The 15465-nt window shown below is 37.7% G+C and carries 16 protein-coding genes and 1 other RNA gene; 5 read left to right on the forward strand and 12 right to left on the reverse strand.

Annotated features, from left to right (window positions below; genetic code table 11):
- The first annotated feature begins 8 nt into the window (after positions 1–8).
- A complete protein-coding gene (locus AC4QJR_RS19365; RefSeq protein ID WP_098571183.1) occupies positions 9–308 on the forward strand; it encodes a metal-sulfur cluster assembly factor in 300 nt (99 codons plus the stop codon).
- Positions 309–351: 43 nt separating this feature from the next.
- Here the strand turns inward: AC4QJR_RS19365 and AC4QJR_RS19370 are convergent, their stop codons facing one another.
- The 8 genes from AC4QJR_RS19370 to AC4QJR_RS19405 form a co-directional block, all read right to left on the reverse strand.
- The gene (locus AC4QJR_RS19370; RefSeq protein ID WP_098571182.1) at positions 352–2274 is read right to left on the reverse strand and encodes an ATP-dependent DNA helicase; all 1923 of its coding nucleotides are present in this window, start codon (positions 2272–2274) and stop codon (positions 352–354) included.
- A 55-nt stretch (positions 2275–2329) separates the two neighbouring features.
- Positions 2330–3487 carry a THUMP domain-containing class I SAM-dependent RNA methyltransferase gene (locus AC4QJR_RS19375; RefSeq protein WP_496523912.1) on the reverse strand — a complete coding sequence of 386 codons (1158 nt, stop codon included), beginning with the start codon at positions 3485–3487 and terminating at the stop codon, positions 2330–2332.
- 152 nt (positions 3488–3639) lie between these two features.
- Positions 3640–4044: RNase P RNA component class B (rnpB, locus tag AC4QJR_RS19380), an RNA gene on the reverse strand.
- Positions 4045–4123: 79 nt separating this feature from the next.
- Positions 4124–4426, reverse strand: coding sequence for a cell division regulator GpsB (gpsB, locus tag AC4QJR_RS19385; protein ID WP_026563881.1), 303 nt, complete (start codon positions 4424–4426; stop codon positions 4124–4126).
- A 143-nt stretch (positions 4427–4569) separates the two neighbouring features.
- Complete coding sequence (locus AC4QJR_RS19390; RefSeq protein WP_098571180.1) at positions 4570–5127, reverse strand: SLOG family protein; 558 nt, start codon at positions 5125–5127, stop codon at positions 4570–4572.
- Positions 5128–5254: 127 nt separating this feature from the next.
- Positions 5255–5635 carry a CotD family spore coat protein gene (locus AC4QJR_RS19395; protein ID WP_496523913.1) on the reverse strand — a complete coding sequence of 127 codons (381 nt, stop codon included), beginning with the start codon at positions 5633–5635 and terminating at the stop codon, positions 5255–5257.
- Between the two features lie 431 nt (positions 5636–6066).
- On the reverse strand, positions 6067–7323 hold the full coding sequence (locus AC4QJR_RS19400; RefSeq protein WP_496523914.1) for a ribonuclease H-like domain-containing protein: 1257 nt from the start codon (positions 7321–7323) through the stop codon (positions 6067–6069).
- A gap of 18 nt (positions 7324–7341) precedes the next feature.
- A complete protein-coding gene (locus AC4QJR_RS19405; RefSeq protein ID WP_496523915.1) occupies positions 7342–9618 on the reverse strand; it encodes a DEAD/DEAH box helicase in 2277 nt (758 codons plus the stop codon).
- A gap of 207 nt (positions 9619–9825) precedes the next feature.
- On the opposite strand from AC4QJR_RS19405, the gene AC4QJR_RS19410 reads away from it, so the two are divergent.
- Positions 9826–10524: a Crp/Fnr family transcriptional regulator gene (locus AC4QJR_RS19410; RefSeq protein ID WP_251456913.1), complete on the forward strand. Its 699-nt coding sequence runs from the start codon at positions 9826–9828 to the stop codon at positions 10522–10524.
- 348 nt (positions 10525–10872) lie between these two features.
- Entirely contained in the window at positions 10873–11352 is a 480-nt protein-coding gene (locus AC4QJR_RS19415; protein ID WP_098571214.1) for an Hsp20/alpha crystallin family protein, read from the forward strand.
- Positions 11353–11404: 52 nt separating this feature from the next.
- Here the strand turns inward: AC4QJR_RS19415 and AC4QJR_RS19420 are convergent, their stop codons facing one another.
- On the reverse strand, positions 11405–11986 hold the full coding sequence (locus tag AC4QJR_RS19420; protein WP_496523916.1) for a YppG family protein: 582 nt from the start codon (positions 11984–11986) through the stop codon (positions 11405–11407).
- A 188-nt stretch (positions 11987–12174) separates the two neighbouring features.
- Here AC4QJR_RS19420 and yppF point away from each other — a divergent pair, with 188 nt between their 5' ends.
- Positions 12175–12384, forward strand: a complete 210-nt coding sequence (gene yppF / locus AC4QJR_RS19425; RefSeq protein ID WP_098571175.1) for a YppF family protein — start codon at positions 12175–12177, stop codon at positions 12382–12384.
- 33 nt (positions 12385–12417) lie between these two features.
- Here the strand turns inward: yppF and AC4QJR_RS19430 are convergent, their stop codons facing one another.
- The 3 genes from AC4QJR_RS19430 to AC4QJR_RS19440 form a co-directional block, all read right to left on the reverse strand.
- A complete protein-coding gene (locus AC4QJR_RS19430) occupies positions 12418–12774 on the reverse strand; it encodes a DUF1798 family protein (protein WP_098571174.1) in 357 nt (118 codons plus the stop codon).
- Positions 12775–13045: 271 nt separating this feature from the next.
- Entirely contained in the window at positions 13046–13309 is a 264-nt protein-coding gene (locus tag AC4QJR_RS19435; protein ID WP_375375021.1) for a hypothetical protein, read from the reverse strand.
- A 342-nt stretch (positions 13310–13651) separates the two neighbouring features.
- On the reverse strand, positions 13652–14629 hold the full coding sequence (locus tag AC4QJR_RS19440; protein WP_496523917.1) for a DUF2515 domain-containing protein: 978 nt from the start codon (positions 14627–14629) through the stop codon (positions 13652–13654).
- Between the two features lie 194 nt (positions 14630–14823).
- Between AC4QJR_RS19440 and recU the strand changes: the two genes are divergently transcribed.
- The gene (gene recU, locus AC4QJR_RS19445) at positions 14824–15438 is read left to right on the forward strand and encodes a Holliday junction resolvase RecU (protein ID WP_251456928.1); all 615 of its coding nucleotides are present in this window, start codon (positions 14824–14826) and stop codon (positions 15436–15438) included.
- Positions 15439–15465 lie beyond the last annotated feature (27 nt).

Genomic DNA, 15465 nt, shown 5'->3' on the forward strand with positions numbered 1-15465 from the left:
TGTTTATGATGAATATCAAAGAAAAAATTTTAAGTGCATTAAAAAGTGTTTACGATCCAGAATTAAATATAAATGTAGTCGACCTCGGATTAATTTATAATATTGAGATTACAGAGTCGAATGATGTTACAATTACGATGACCTTAACGACGCCAGGCTGCCCGCTCCATGACAGCATAACAAGCGGGGTGCGATACAGTGTTGAGGGGATTGAAGAAACAAAAAAAGTAGATGTAAATCTGGTTTGGGAACCAGCATGGTCTCCGGATAAAATGACCTCTGAAGGACTCAAATTATTAGGAAGATAATATATAAAAACGGAAGCACACTTTACGGTGCTTCCGTTTTTTATCATGCTTTAGGTTCAGTAGGCAAAACTTCTTTAACCCTCTCTAATACATCTGGGTCAATATGTTCATTTACCATAATATGAACTGCCCCTTGATCCTGTTCACTCCGTATCAAGCGTCCCACACCTTGACGTAAGCGAAGGAGCATATACGGTAGTTCAACCTCCGTAAACGGATTTTCCACACCCGCTTTTTTTGCGGTAAAGACAGGATCATTCGGTGGAAATGGAAGTGAAAAGATCATCACATTTTCAAGCGATCTTCCTGGAATATCGAGGCCTTCCCATAGATGGATGGAACAAAGAATCGCATGTTCTTCATTCTGAAATTTAGAAACAAGTGTGCTAATTTCTTCATCGCCTTCAAAATAAATAGGATATGGGACTTCTCCAGAAAGATTTTTCTTAAGATATGCTAACTCCTCTTTATTATTGAGAAGAATTAATGCACGCCCCTCTGATTCGCGAATTCCCTTTAAAATATAGTCAATTTTTCCGTCCATGTCTGCTTGTTTAAAGGCAGGCAGGTAAATGTCCATCTTATCATCATAATCAAAAGGAGATGACACTGAGAACGAAAGATAGTCATCAACACCAAGACTCGCTGAAATATAATCGAACGATTTTTGATTTGCAAGCGTTGCAGAAGAGAAAATAAACGGTTTTTTCTGTGTGAACACTTCTTCCCGCATTACTTCTTCAACCATTTTTGGCATAATCACTAGTGTCCGTTCTCCTCCTTTTTCTTCGAACCAAGTAATTCCATTTAACTCCTGAAGAAAAAGTGATAAAGAATAAGTAATTTGTTCCAGGTATTCCTCTACAATTTTCAAATCGTATTCATTTATAACATATAACTCACTTTCAAATACTAATTCCTCTTCTAAGAATTGGAGAGTGGACAAAAGCTTTCTGCATGTCTTCAATACTAATGGGTGCTTAGTAATCATTTGTTTTTCAGACCCCTGTGAAAGGGAGGAGAATTGTGAAATTCCATCGAAAAATGCTTCATTATCTAATAAAGCCTCTTCTATCTTATATAAGGTCTTTTCTCGGACTTCATTTTCCATTAGTCTTGTAAGCAGTGTTTCTAAGGTATAATCAGTAAAACGGTAGCTTAATGCTTTCTGTGCCGCATATTCAAGAAGATGCCCTTCGTCAAAAACAACGGAAGAATGTTCGGGTAATAACGGCAGCTGTCCTTCACGCTTCCTCGATTCTTTTGTCCAAATATGTTCCATATAAAAATCATGGGAACAGATAATTAAATCCTCAGAGTGGCGGTAATACTCTCTGTGTAGGGTCAACCCACAGCGGTGCCGCTTCTCACATGAAAAACAATCCTGGACAGCATCCCAGCTAACTTCACTCCACTTCTCATCAGATAATGTTGGATAATCCCTTCTGTCGCCATATTTTTCAAAAGTTTGCATGGAGCCAACAGAATGAACGAAATCAGGCAGGTTTTCATATATACTTGCAATCTCATCGGAAAAGTCATTGTTCTTCGTTTGATCCAGCTTTTTTAAACATAGGTACTGATCTCGAGATTTAGCCAAGCGGACATCGATATCGAGTCCAAGGACCTTCTCTAACTTTGCGATATCTCCCTCTTTTTTCACCAACTGCTCAATTAAAGTCTCATCTGCACAGGCAATGACAGCCGGGCGATTCGTATAGCGAGCATACATGATCGCATAAAGCAAGTAAACGATTGTTTTCCCCGTACCAACTCCTGCTTCAGCAAACATTACTTTTTTATCTTTAAAGGCATTTTCAAGTTGAAAAGCCATATATATCTGTTCATCTCTTAATTCGAAGCCTGCTTCGGGCAATATATCATAGAATAAGTCTCCGATCCATTCACCCAATTTTTCATAAAAAGACTCCGTTTTTGCAATTTCAAATGGCAAGCGTTTTTGCATGGTACCCTCCCCAAAAACTTTCATGTGTTCCAACAAAAATAATGTTTCATTTGAATTACTTGTCTTGATTTAAATCATCTTGACGCGGCGGTCTTTTTCCCCAATATTGATAAAGATCCGTACGAATAAAGCCGTTAAATAGTTTTCTCTTTTTTGTCGCGGGCTTACCATAAAATTGTTCGAACTGCTCGTTGGAAGTTAAGATATATTTAGACCATGTATCAAGTGCGTTGAATGCCTCGCCCATTTCTTTATACATTTGTTCGACTGCTTTTTTCTCCCCAAGTCTTTCACCATAAGGGGGATTCCCAACAATGACACCGTATTGCTTATTGGTAGAAATGTCTCTAACCTGCATTTGCTTAAAATGGATCAAATCCCCAAATCCAGCCTCAAACGCATTGTCTTGGGCAATTTTCACCATTCTATGGTCGATATCTGTCCCTAAAATATCTAAGGGCTGGTCGTAATTTGCTAAGTCCTCAGCTTCATTTCTAGCATCATCCCAAACTTTCGCCGGGATCCAATTCCAACGTTCCGACACAAATTCCCTGTTAAAGCCTGGAGCAATATTTTGCCCGATCATTGCCGCTTCAATAGGAATCGTTCCAGAACCACAGAAAGGGTCCATAAAGGGACGGTCTGCTTTCCAATTAGTGAGTAGAACTAGCGCAGCTGCAAGGGTTTCCTTTAGAGGCGCCTCACCTTGATCCACTCGATAACCGCGTTTATGCAGCCCTTGACCACTCGTGTCAATGGTAATGGTAGCAACGTCTTTTAGTAAGGCTACTTCGATCCGATAATAGGCACCGTTTTCTTCAAACCAAGTACTTCGCTTGTAGTGTTGTTTCATCCGTTCCACAACAGCTTTCTTCACGATGGCCTGACAATCAGATACACTAAAGAGCTTTGACTTCACTGATTTTCCCACAACGGGAAATTCAGCATCTTCGGGTAAAAATTTCTCCCATGGCAGGGCCTTTGTTTTTTCAAATAATTCATCAAAGGTGTATGCCTTAAATTCTCCGATTTTAATCTTAATTCGATCTGCCGTTCGAAGCCATAAATTACTGCGGGCAATAGCAGATTCATCCCCTATGTAGGTGACCTTTCCATTTTCAACTTCACAGTCATATCCTAATGCCCGGACTTCTTTGGCAACTAAGGCCTCCAGTCCCATGGCTGCAGTAGCTATTATTTGATATTTTCCCATTTCTTCACCCTTAATTCATTTCATTTGTATGTATATGGATTTCATTATTGACAAAAAGTAGTTTTTGAATGCAGTTTGCTGATTAATAACAATAAAAAGCTCTCCTTATTAGGAGAGCCGTTTATATCCAGCATTCATTCCCATTAATAACGTTCTGTAAGCCATGTTCTGTACCAGTGTACTACAAACGACACGGGTGTGTCTCGTACTTAGGTGGTAATCATCTATCTACAGACTCAAATTTGAGCCTGTCCTTCTCCTTGTTCAATTCCTCAGAGAAAGTGCCCCTACCATTATTTGGGTTTCTCGCTCGTGGGGTTTACCCGTTCCACCCTTTCCATTTCTGGAAAGACTACGTCACTGTGGCACTTTTATAGGTATTCATACCATATCCCAAAAGGACTTAGGTATTTTCCCGGCCGTCAGTTGGATGCTAGCCCCAACTGCCCTAGCTTATGAATTCACTAGGCACGAACACTACGAGCATCTCAGCTCGTGCGAGCATGGACTTTCCTCTGCAAGAATGCAAATGCATCTTACAGCGATTACCCGAACGTTATTAATGAATACAATTTATTATATGTATTTCACGCTGGTAATTCAATGGTTATTAACAGGAAATCTTCCTATTTTTTGTTAATCGTAAAGCTTGTTACCAAAAACATGTTTTTCAAGATTGGATAAGCGCTTCAAGATATCAAAATTCGTTGTTCCTGCAGGTTGTGCTGCTGGCTGTCTTTTGGAAGTTTCCTCAAGCTGTTTCCGGAGTCGAAGATTTTCCTGTTGAAGATCTTCAATCTCCTGATGAAAAGTTCCATAATCTTTAATGATTAAATCTAAAAACTTATCAACATCTTCTTGTTTATAACCGCGTACTCCAGACTTAAACTCTTTTTCTAAAATATCCTTGGCTGTTAATTTTACTTTATCTGACAGCATTCCATTCACCTCAGTATTCGCCAATCACTACCTATTATTTTTTCAAAAATATGTAGTTTTGTCAATTTTCATTTGTATTGAAAGTATTATGATTTTTAAAACAATTCAATATATGGAATAAAAACTGTAAAAATGACTAAAACTTAAAAATCAGACAGTTTCATCTGTTCTTCTTCCACGATCATCTGTAAATCATAAAATGTTATAAGTTCAATAGAGTATGAATATTTTTTTCGGTATTCCAAAGCCATTTCATAAAGATATTTTGGACTTCCTTCCTTTTCCTGATCATAAAGAAGGAGGAGCCCTTCACTTTTTTCAATAAAAAATTGATTTTTTAAGCGAAATTGCCATGGTTTTTCATAGCCCTTTTTCGTAACAGAATCAATGAAATCCGCTTGTGCCAGGATCGATTCATACCATTCCCGGTTATTCTCTTTCCATGATGCTTGCTGGTCTAGAAATGGAGTAATTACCGCAAGTTTTAAATCAGGAAATTCCATCTGTAATTCAAAAACAACCTCAGCAGCCCATAGTTCCACGCCTAACTGACCACTGATCAGTACCCATTCTAATCCTTCTTCCACCATTGGTAGTAACGATTTCTTTATCGCAGCCTTAATAAATAAAACCGATGGATGATCATTCTTAAAAATCCCCAATTCAAACGGTTTATAACCGGATATGGCTAAAACTTTCATCTAAAATGTTCTCCTCAATGAAAAAATTTTTTAAAATGGACAAACATTTGGACAAGAATAGCATATCATGTAGTAAAAATAAATAAAAAACAAGGGCTGAAAAGCCCCTGTAATCGCCGTTTTGATATTAGCGTCTTGGTCCCATAAATGGTCCTGGTGCAAATCCTGGGCCTCCTGGACCTCCCATTCCTGGACCAAATCCTGGACCTCCCATTCCTGGGCCAAATCCTGGACCTCCTGGCAAAGCATTTGGCAAAGCATTTGCAGCAGGTAAAGTCGCTGGCATTGGAGCAGCACATGGGTTACAGCAATTAATTTGCTGGTTGCATACCTCTTCAGCGCATGATGCAGTTTGCGGGCAAAAATGTTTGTGTTGAAACAGATGATGATTCACCGTAGTTGTGTGGACAGGGTGAATATGGGGAACCACTGTTGTTGAAAACGTATGGTTCACAATTTGTTGAGTCGGATGAATAACAGGCGGCATAAAATTAGTTCCAAGATACATATGATAATCTCCCTTCAGTATTTTGTTTACATTACAGCCTATGTTGAAGGGATTACTCTTGTACTAATGAAAATACCTATTTTTCCTTGAGAACAGTTCATTTTCTTGATTTCTATTTATATATGTAAAACTGCCTAGCTTCTGAACTATACACACTAGGCATATGCTTTTTTTATAGAAAAGAATAAAAGCTATCTTTTAAACTTGTAAAAATAACTGCAGTCAAACATACGACAACAAAAAATAAAAATAAAATCGCCTTGTACATATATTACCAGCTCCAAATGTTTTGTATTTCATTTTTTTCAATCCAATTTCAAATTTTACAACTTTTAACGTTGTTTAACAATATGGAAATGCTGGTTTTACAAACAAATTACAAAGTTTTTTTGACAAAAATGTGAACGTTATAATAATCAATCGTTTTTCAGTTATTTTTCCATTTTCCTTTCTAACCGCTGAAGCCTGAACTGAAGTTGTTCTAGACTGCATTGACCTGAAATTACGGCAGTTTGTTCCGATCGAGACACGAGCATGATCGCTTTCTGACAGTAATCTATGGCAAGTTCATAATCTTTTATTCTATGTTCATGAATTTTTGCGAGTTCTAAGCAGGCTTCCAACATCAGCCGATTATCACCAGAATCGGTGACATCTGAATACAGCTCCATTGCTTTTACCCAATCTTTTTCCTTTTTGCGTTGTAAAGCCAAAGAAAATTTAGCTTGATAGGATGTCATATCACTGCCATTTACAAGTTTGCTTAATACTTTCTCGGCTTGATTTCTTTCCCCTAAAGATGCGAACCAGCGCCCGACCTCAAAAGACTCCGACCTTGTTTGATCGATATCCACCCCGCAAAGCTGAAACGTGATATGAGTGTATAAGGTAACAAGCGATAAAATATCAATTTCATTATGCTTTAGAATACCCATCATCCCATCAGGTTGTTTACTCTCAATAAAATCAAAATAAATCATTGGAGCTAAAAAGCCCGGAATGTCATCAACTCTTTCCACACCAAGAACCTCTTTCTCAACCACAGCTAATTTCAAGCGTTCTAATTTATGCTTCCAAAGTCTCCGTGCGGCATGGAACAAATCAAAATGACCAAACTGCGGCAGTTTGGGTACATGTTCTCGAACTAAGGTATGCCTTGTTTTTACCTGCGGCCAATCAAATGACTTCCCATTGTAGGTCACTAATGTTTTATAATTGATTTTCTCTAGAAAGCTTTGATATAAAGGGACTTCTGCTCCTGGGTTTGGTAAAATATGTTGTCTCAAAACAAGGGAATCTCCCGAAATACTCGCATATCCAAGAAGGAAAATGGTGTTTCCTACACCTCCTCCGAGACCCGTTGTTTCGGTATCAAAAAAGAATAATTCGTCAGCTTGGTGTCCCTCGGCCGATAATGGATGATTAACGGGCTGGTTGTTCCAAATGTCGACTGCAGCGAGGAAATCACGAAAACAGTAATGCCCATGCTGGTGCGAGAGTGGATATTTTACTTCTCTTATTAAACAGTAATTCTCGTCGAAATAATAAGGAAACACGTTTGCTTGCTCCCATTTCTCCTTGAAGGGAACCTCAATGCTAGCGGATTGTGGAGGAATGAAAATTTTTTCTGAAGTTCCGCCAGCAGAAAGATGTGGCTTTAGACGATTTAATTTATTTTTTAACGACATCGCTAATCTTCCTTCCCCCTATTTTGAGGATTTTAAAAATGCTTCAATTATTTTTAAGACATCCTTTTTAGCTGCCTCACTAACCGTGTCCGTCCCAATACAAGACGGGCAGCCACATTCACAGTGACATCCCGTAATCATTTTCTTTGTTTCCGCAAATACTTCTGACATTCCCGTGTGTATTTTCTCGCTTAATCCGACCCCTCCTGGGTAGCGATCATAAAAGAAAATGGTTGGCTTTTCGTTATGGTCTGCCTTTACCTGCGGTATGACATGAATATCCTGTGGGTCGGCCATTACGAATAAGGGGGCAATATGGTTTAGTGCATGGGCCGTCCCTACAAGCCCCTGTTCGAGTCTCTCATGGCCCAGCTCTGACAATGGCTGGTTTAAGGAGATCCAAGCTGCACTGGTATGCAGTTCCTCTTCCGGCAAATGGATTGGTCCCGACCCAATGTTTTCGTGTGTTTCAAATTTTATTTTTTTAAAAATGGTTGCCATGGCTCGTACACTTACATCCCCATAGCCAAATTCAGCTTCATCCAATGTTTGAAGTTTGTCCACTTCCAGTACTTTTAATTGAACCGCTAGATTTGCATCAGTAAAATAGTCTACATCTACTTCCCTTACGAAAGCTTTCTTCTCTTCCCAATCAAGTTTTTCCACCTGGAATTGTGTACCTTGATGCAAATAAATGGCTTCATCGTGGAGAAGTGTCATCGCGGAAAAGCGGTCCATTTCACCTATAACTTTGACATTGGCCACATCTGATTGGTCAACAATGATGACATTTTCCTGTGATGCCGATCGTAAACTAATGTTATGTGCAGGGAAGGAATCATTCATCCAATACCACTTGCCGCTATTATGATAAAGAACACGTTCCTCGGTTAAGTATTCTAACAATTCCTCTGTTTCGACACTGCCAAATTGTTCACCTGCTTTAAAAGGGAGTTCATATGCAGCACATTTCATATGATCTATTAAAATTATTAGGTTATCAGGATTGATTCTAGCTGTTTCAGGGCTTTTATTAAAAAAGTATTCAGGGTTCTGGATAATATATTGGTCAAGCGGACTAGAACTAGCTACCATTATTACCAGAGCTTCACTATGTCTTCTTCCGGCTCTTCCCGCTTGCTGCCAAGCACTGGAAATAGTACCTGGATAGCCAGTCATAATACATACTTGCAATTGTCCAATATCTACTCCTAGTTCTAGAGCATTGGTGCTGACTACGCCATAAATCTCACCTGAACGAAGACCTTTTTCAATCTTCCTTCGTTCAGTAGGAAGGTATCCACCTCGGTAGCCTCTTATAGACTTTGCACCCAATTGGTTTTTCACTAATTCTTGCAAATAGGTTAAAATAATTTCGACTCTTACTCTGCTTCTGGCAAAGACTATTGTTTGAATTTTATTTTTTAATAGTTCGCCAGCAATTTTCCGCACCTCTAGCGTGGCGCTTCTTCTAATGTTTAACGGCTTGTTTACGATAGGCGGGTTATAGAAGAGAAAGTGCTTTGTACCACTTGGGGCTCCATTGTTATCAATCAGGTGCATTTTTTCCTCTGTAAGAGTTTCGGCTAACTCTAGTGGGTTCGCTATCGTTGCGGATGTACAAATGAATACAGGGTTACTCCCATAATATTTACAAATGCGTTTTAGCCTTCTAATTACATTTGCTACATGGCTGCCAAATACGCCGCGATACGTATGAAGTTCATCTATGACAACAAATTTAAGGTTTTCAAACAAGGAAACCCATTTTGTATGATGCGGCAGAATCGCTGAATGGAGCATATCTGGGTTAGTAATCACCACGTGTCCTGCTTGTCTGACTCTTTGACGAATATTTGCTGGCGTATCTCCGTCGTACGTATAACTATTGATGTCTACTCCTGCTGCTTGAATAATTTCATTAATTTCACTCTTTTGATCCTGTGCCAGTGCTTTAGTAGGAAACATATAAAGTGCGCGTGCACTTGGATTTTCTAGGATTGTTTGTAGGACTGGAAGATTATAGCATAGGGTTTTCCCTGAAGCTGTAGGAGTAACTGCAACAATACTCTTTCGCTCCATAATTTTTTCATAAGAAGCTATTTGATGTGTATACAGCTGCTCTATTCCCCTTTCAAATAACGTAGATTTTAATACTGGATGCAGGTCATTGGGAAGAGGTACTGTTTGGGCCTGCTGTTCATCTATTGTGTGCCAAGTGACGATATTGTCCTTGAATTGATCATTTATTTGTAAATCAATTAAAATTTCTTGTAGGGTTTTTCTTAACTTCATGCTTATCACCTCATTACTTCTATTCTATCGAATGAACGTTCGTAACAAAAGTATAAATAATTAATTTCTGCTTTTATTCCGGTGGTATCTTTTTCCTCTACTATAAAATGTTCCATCTATTTTTTAACATTTATTAATACCATAAACTATTTCTAAAATTTTTGTTACAATAGATAATAACTGACTATGACTGTGAAGGTGAATCTAATGAAAATAGAAGAAATAAAAAGGGTGCTTGCTGATTTTACTCTTTTTCGAGAATTGAATGATTTTGAATTAACGAAAATCACTGATATCGCCATCTCCAGAGAATGGAAAAAGCAAAGCCATGTATTTCTCCAAGGTGACCCGCTTGAAAATGTCTATTTCATTTATGACGGAAAAATCAAAATCTACAAAAGTGACATTAATGGCAAAGAACAAATTGTTGCAATTGCCAAAAAAGGGGAGATGTTTCCGCATGTGGGCTTTTTCAGAAAAGGTGATTATCCTGCCTATGCGGAAGTACTTGAGTCATCAACACTTATTGCCATTCCAATTTCAAAATTTGAAACGGTTTTAATTGATAACCCCGAGTTATGTATTAAAGTGTTTAAAGTTTTGGGTGAAAAAATCGTTGATTTACAAAACCGTTTAGAAGAGCAAATTCTCAATAATACATATGAGCAAATAGTAAAACTTCTGATACGCCTTGCCCAAAATCATGGAAAAGAACAAGAAGATGGGACAATCCTCTTAAAATCGGAATTTACGAACAAGGATCTTGCTAATATGATTGGGACTACTAGGGAAACCATTAGCAGAACACTGACAAAAATGAAAAAAGATGAATTAATTGAAGTAGATGATGAAGGCAACATGATAGTAGATATTAAAATTTTAATGGAAGAAATTCATTTAATATAAGAAAAGCGCAAGCGCCCTGTTCAGCGACGTATGGCCTGGAGCGCTCCAACTGAGATAAAGGAAACACGAAGAGCGTTAGCGATTCGATGTTGACTTATCGTAGGGCGGAGAGCGAAGGACACTAGCCGCTAGGGCGCTGGAGCAAGACAGTAATCTAAGTTCAAAAAATTATACCTTCTTATCATATGAAAAAAACCGCAGCATATCGGCTGCGGTTTTTATTTATAAATTCAGGCGTTTTTGGACCAATTTGAATTACCTGAATCCCAAGGATAAAATATGACGGCACATACCCAGTTATATTCGCATATACTGGCAAGTGAAAAACTGGAAAGCGAGGGAATCCATATGTCATCTTTGGTGCCGAATGATAAAAATTCAAAAAAGCCTAGAACTGATTCTTTTGGTGATTTAATGAAAACGATGAACGAATTTTTCCATGAAAAACCGATTAAGGGCTTTTTACAGTCAATTGATGATTTTTTCAAAAGTCCATTTCCACCAGGGGCAAACTTCCATGTTGACACACTTGAAACAGGTAACGAATATATCATCTCAGCTGAACTGCCTGGGGTTAAACGGGAGCAGATTCAATTAAATATCTCAGGTAATTATTTGACTATTTCTGTAGAAAATAAAGAACTTGAAACAGCCGAAGATGAGCATAACCAGATTTATCGGCGAAAATACTTACAACAAAAATCATCCAGAACTATTTCCTTTCCACACACAATTAACGAAAAAAATGTCAAAGCTTCCTATCGTGATGGTTTATTAAAAGTCCGAATTCCACAGGAAAAAGGGAAAATGATTGAAATTGAGGAGTAAACATCTATATTTCTCCAAATAAAAAGACGGCTTCCTGACGAGCCGTCTTTCCTTATGCTTTAAATATTCCACCAAATCCTTTGACAAGTGAACTTACTTGACTAACAGCATTCATCATTTGCCCAGCAGTGTTAACCATTTTATTAATATCTACCGATCCATCCTGGGACTTAAAAGAGTTCATAAAGGACTGGACTCCTCCCGCCTGTTTCGGGATTGCACTTTGTTTAGGATATGGATTCATCGCTGGATAACCATTCATTGGCATATACTGTGGTTTTTGAACCATTTTTTCCTGAGGTTGCAATGGATTTTGGAATAGGAATTGCGAATCCCCTTGTGAAAAAGACTGGTTATTAAAAGAACCTTGTGGAACATGGCCAGGTTGATAGTTTTGCATATAAGGCGGATAGGCTTGCTGATAATATGGGTTTGGTGGGTTTGGTGGGTTTGGTGGATTTTGTTGTTGGTATAATGTCCAATCAAAGTTTTGAGGTGGTGCTTGATATAAGTATGGTGGATTACTAGTAAAATGCTGCTGATTTCTTTGTTGACCAACTGGACCTTGGTGCATCATTTGCCCCGGATATCCATTATTGAAGTAGTAATTGGTTGGTCTTTTCTTTCCAAACATGGGCAAACATCTCCTCCGCATTTTATCTACTACACTTTATGAAGAAAAGGAAGGAATGGTGATTCCTCCTGAAAAGATTCCCAATGTCATAATGACAAGAATTTTGTCTAAAGTTTAAATATTTTAAAAACTAGAAAATCATCACTTTCGTGTTACGATAGAAAAAAGGATGAAGGAGGAGCTAATAGATGGACATTCGCGAATTAAAAAGCAAATTTATTCAAAGCAGGGATTATACAACTGATGATGTAAATGCATTAATGGATTTTGCTAAGAAAGCGTATATTCATAACGATATAAATATTAAAGAATATCGTCTTCTAGTCTGTGAGCTTGAAAAACAAGGCGCAGTCATACCTGAAACGGATAATGAAAACTCCCTCATCGAACATTCTTAATACTCATCAAAGAGATGCAAATGCATCTCTTTTCTATTTTTTTAACTCTTTTAATATTTCTAAAAGGAAAAATTCAACCGTGCGATTGGCATTAATAAACCTTGTTCTACTGGTCTCTGGGAAAAAGGCTTGGATTGAAAGTTGATCAATATGTTCAGAAGTGGTGTCAACTTGCTTTAAATGAAGATGTTTATGGTCTGAGTCTGAAAGCCACCTCTTCATCGCCAGTTTCCATTGGTCATTTATCTCCTTTACTTCATTTGCAAATGGCTTTATGACTTCATGAAAATCATACTTAGTCCCTGTTGTCCGCCCCTCTTGATAATACTTCATGAATAAGCTGTTAAAAGCTAATAGTTTTTCTGTTAAATCAATAATTTCTTCAGACATCTCGAAAAAACCCTTCCTCCCAAAAAATAGGCTCTGTTAATGTGCCTGTTGATTTCCGCTCCAGGCACTTCGCTTTCCGCGGGCGGTCCGGCGAGCCTCCTCGTCGCTGGGCTCCTGCGGGGTCTCCCCTGCCCCGTCCTCCCGCAGGAGTCTTTGTGCCTTCCTCTCCATTCAACAGGGTGCCAAAATCATTAATAAGTTTTAACATAACCCAAAAATAAAAAAGCAGCATGAAGTTTTTTTCCATGCTACTTTCATTGATATTGTTATTTTAACGGCAATTAAAAGCCCAATTCAAGTTGTATGGCTCTCCTGCTATTTCTACGTTTGAAATAGAGTTAACTTTTTCCATTGTTTTTTCTAGTCCAAATAGTTTTTGTTTGGATTCCATTATCTTATCCTGTTCTTCCTGATCTAAACTTTTGCGCAGGTCTGAGAAGGATGCTTCTAGCACCACTTCCAAGTCTTCTAATTGATCATATATTTCCGTAAGCATTGAAATCAACTTTTCTTTATCGGACAATGGCTTATTCATCAATCAAACCCCTCCCAGCATTTTCTATTTAGTATAATTCTCCTTCTCTTTTTTGCTTCCTTCTGCCTTGACAAAACTAGTTTCTATTCGCCAAAGGTAGTGGTAAAATGGCATTTTTCCCTTAAGGTTTCGACACCACTTAACCTGCATGAAAATTAAAAAAGCGCACATTCTATTATTGGAGGTGCAATTAATGCCAAAAAATAAAAATCAAAATAAAAAGGAACAATCAAGACCAGCTGATGAAGTAAAAAAGACAGGCTATGGTGATAAAAAGCTTGTTGGTGAAAACCGTCCGGCTGAATAATACCCAAAAAAGCAAGGGGGTTTCCCTTGCTTTTTCTAATTCCACTTTTTTAACTGCAAGGTTTTTTGGAGCGCTAGTATTAACTGAAGTTGATTTGATTTTGAAAAGTACCAATCTGTCAGATGAATGGGGTGACGATTGTCTACCGGAAAATACATCCAACTAGGGGGGACCCTTCGACGCAAACTCCAATCTTCAAATTTATGTTGATTATGCTCTATAATTGGAAAGGTTGCTCGTAAAATCGGTGTTTTTTGACCTGATTTTATTTTAAAATATTGTTCATAATCATATCTTGAACCAGTATGAGGCGTTTTCTCTGCAAACTCAAAAAAGTAAGGAAATAGTCTCGGGTGAAAAAGAATACTGGCTAGTCGTTTACCTAGATTGATTCGTTTCGATAATGATTTGAAACCATTGACACTAGCGCCGTATAATTCTCCTCCGCATGTTGGAAACAAAACGCAGCTGAAATGCAGCCAATCCTGAAAAGAAAAAAGCTTTGATTTGAAAATCTTTTTTTTATATACAGGATGGTCAATTACAGGAGTTTGAATGACATTTTGCTCATTTATGATTAAACAAGTGGTTAGTCTATTCTTATCGTTTTCTTTCCAATATCGATACCATTCTTTTTGTATAAACGCTGATACATGAAAATAAGGAAGTAAATGAAACATTTGTCGATTCATTTTCGTCGAATATTGATAGACCAACAACTGAGGATAGACATCATTAAAAATAAGCCAATTTGCCCGTTCATAGGTAAGAAAAAGCTGTTTTCTCGTCATATCTGTGATTAATTGAGGAAAGATGGAGCCTTGCAGGTCACACATATTCCATCCACCATTTCTTGAAACCATACTTGCTAAAAAAGCCCAACTGATATCAGGATTTTTTTTAAAATAAGATAAATAAGCTTCTGTCCTTGAGATATTATCGACATTTTTCTTCTTCGTTTCTGCTTGAATTTGACGAATGATTGTTTGTTCCTGTATTGTAAGATGATTCATATTCATCTTCCCTTGTGTTTTTTAATAGATTATTAGTACAATTTTAGCGTTTAGTTCCTTTATGAAAAATGCATCATGTATAATTTTGGAATTATCGTTACAATTGTTATTAGCCTTTGTATGCAAAAGTATTTTATACACCCCAATCTCGCTAAGATTTGGTATGATAAGGAATAGCTTGAGAGGTGTAAAAGATGAATTTTAACTATCCAAACGGAAAAAGGTACATACCTAAAGCCCTTGACGCAGACACAGAAAGTACCAGTAAAAAAAGGAAAAATGATTCTTATAGTAACAGAGGTATGACGCTGGAAGAAGATTTAAATGAAACAAATGAATATTACCGGGAGAGAAAGATAGCCGTTATTCATAAGAAACCAACACCTGTTCAAATAGTCCAAGTTGATTATCCAAATCGGAGTGCAGCTGTGATTAAGGAAGCTTATTTTAAGTTAGCATCTACGACGGATTATAATGGGGTTTATAAAGGAAGGTATATTGACTTCGAAGCAAAGGAAACACAAAATCCTACCTCATTTCCATTAAAGAATTTTCATCAACACCAGATACAGCATATGGAAGAAGTGCTTTATCAAGGTGGTATATGTTTTGTTATCCTCCGTTTTACAAAGTTTGAGCAAGTTTTCTTACTTGAATCAAAGCACTTGTTAACTTTTTGGGAGCGAATGACAAATGGCGGAAGAAAATCAATCACGAAAGAAGAAGTGGAACAAAAGGGGTACCTGATTCCACTTGGTTTTCAACCCCGAATTGACTATATTAAAATAATAGATAAGCTCTACAATTGAGATTAGGCTCGAAAGGAAGGAATATTA

It is taken from the genome of Neobacillus sp. BP17, from assembly GCF_059579525.1.

Coding starts and splice junctions, on each gene's coding strand:
- AC4QJR_RS19370 (WP_098571182.1), bottom strand. CDS start 2,274: ATGCAAAAACGCTTGCCATTTGAAATTGCAAAAACGGAGTCTTTTTAT.
- AC4QJR_RS19365 (WP_098571183.1), top strand. CDS start 9: ATGAATATCAAAGAAAAAATTTTAAGTGCATTAAAAAGTGTTTACGAT.
- AC4QJR_RS19395 (WP_496523913.1), bottom strand. CDS start 5,635: ATGTATCTTGGAACTAATTTTATGCCGCCTGTTATTCATCCGACTCAA.
- AC4QJR_RS19415 (WP_098571214.1), top strand. CDS start 10,873: ATGTCATCTTTGGTGCCGAATGATAAAAATTCAAAAAAGCCTAGAACT.
- AC4QJR_RS19420 (WP_496523916.1), bottom strand. CDS start 11,986: ATGTTTGGAAAGAAAAGACCAACCAATTACTACTTCAATAATGGATAT.
- AC4QJR_RS19390 (WP_098571180.1), bottom strand. CDS start 5,127: ATGAAAGTTTTAGCCATATCCGGTTATAAACCGTTTGAATTGGGGATT.
- AC4QJR_RS19405 (WP_496523915.1), bottom strand. CDS start 9,618: ATGAAGTTAAGAAAAACCCTACAAGAAATTTTAATTGATTTACAAATA.
- AC4QJR_RS19410 (WP_251456913.1), top strand. CDS start 9,826: ATGAAAATAGAAGAAATAAAAAGGGTGCTTGCTGATTTTACTCTTTTT.
- AC4QJR_RS19440 (WP_496523917.1), bottom strand. CDS start 14,629: ATGAATCATCTTACAATACAGGAACAAACAATCATTCGTCAAATTCAA.
- yppF (WP_098571175.1), top strand. CDS start 12,175: ATGGACATTCGCGAATTAAAAAGCAAATTTATTCAAAGCAGGGATTAT.
- AC4QJR_RS19375 (WP_496523912.1), bottom strand. CDS start 3,487: ATGGGAAAATATCAAATAATAGCTACTGCAGCCATGGGACTGGAGGCC.
- AC4QJR_RS19435 (WP_375375021.1), bottom strand. CDS start 13,309: ATGAATAAGCCATTGTCCGATAAAGAAAAGTTGATTTCAATGCTTACG.
- recU (WP_251456928.1), top strand. CDS start 14,824: ATGAATTTTAACTATCCAAACGGAAAAAGGTACATACCTAAAGCCCTT.
- AC4QJR_RS19430 (WP_098571174.1), bottom strand. CDS start 12,774: ATGTCTGAAGAAATTATTGATTTAACAGAAAAACTATTAGCTTTTAAC.
- gpsB (WP_026563881.1), bottom strand. CDS start 4,426: ATGCTGTCAGATAAAGTAAAATTAACAGCCAAGGATATTTTAGAAAAA.
- AC4QJR_RS19400 (WP_496523914.1), bottom strand. CDS start 7,323: ATGTCGTTAAAAAATAAATTAAATCGTCTAAAGCCACATCTTTCTGCT.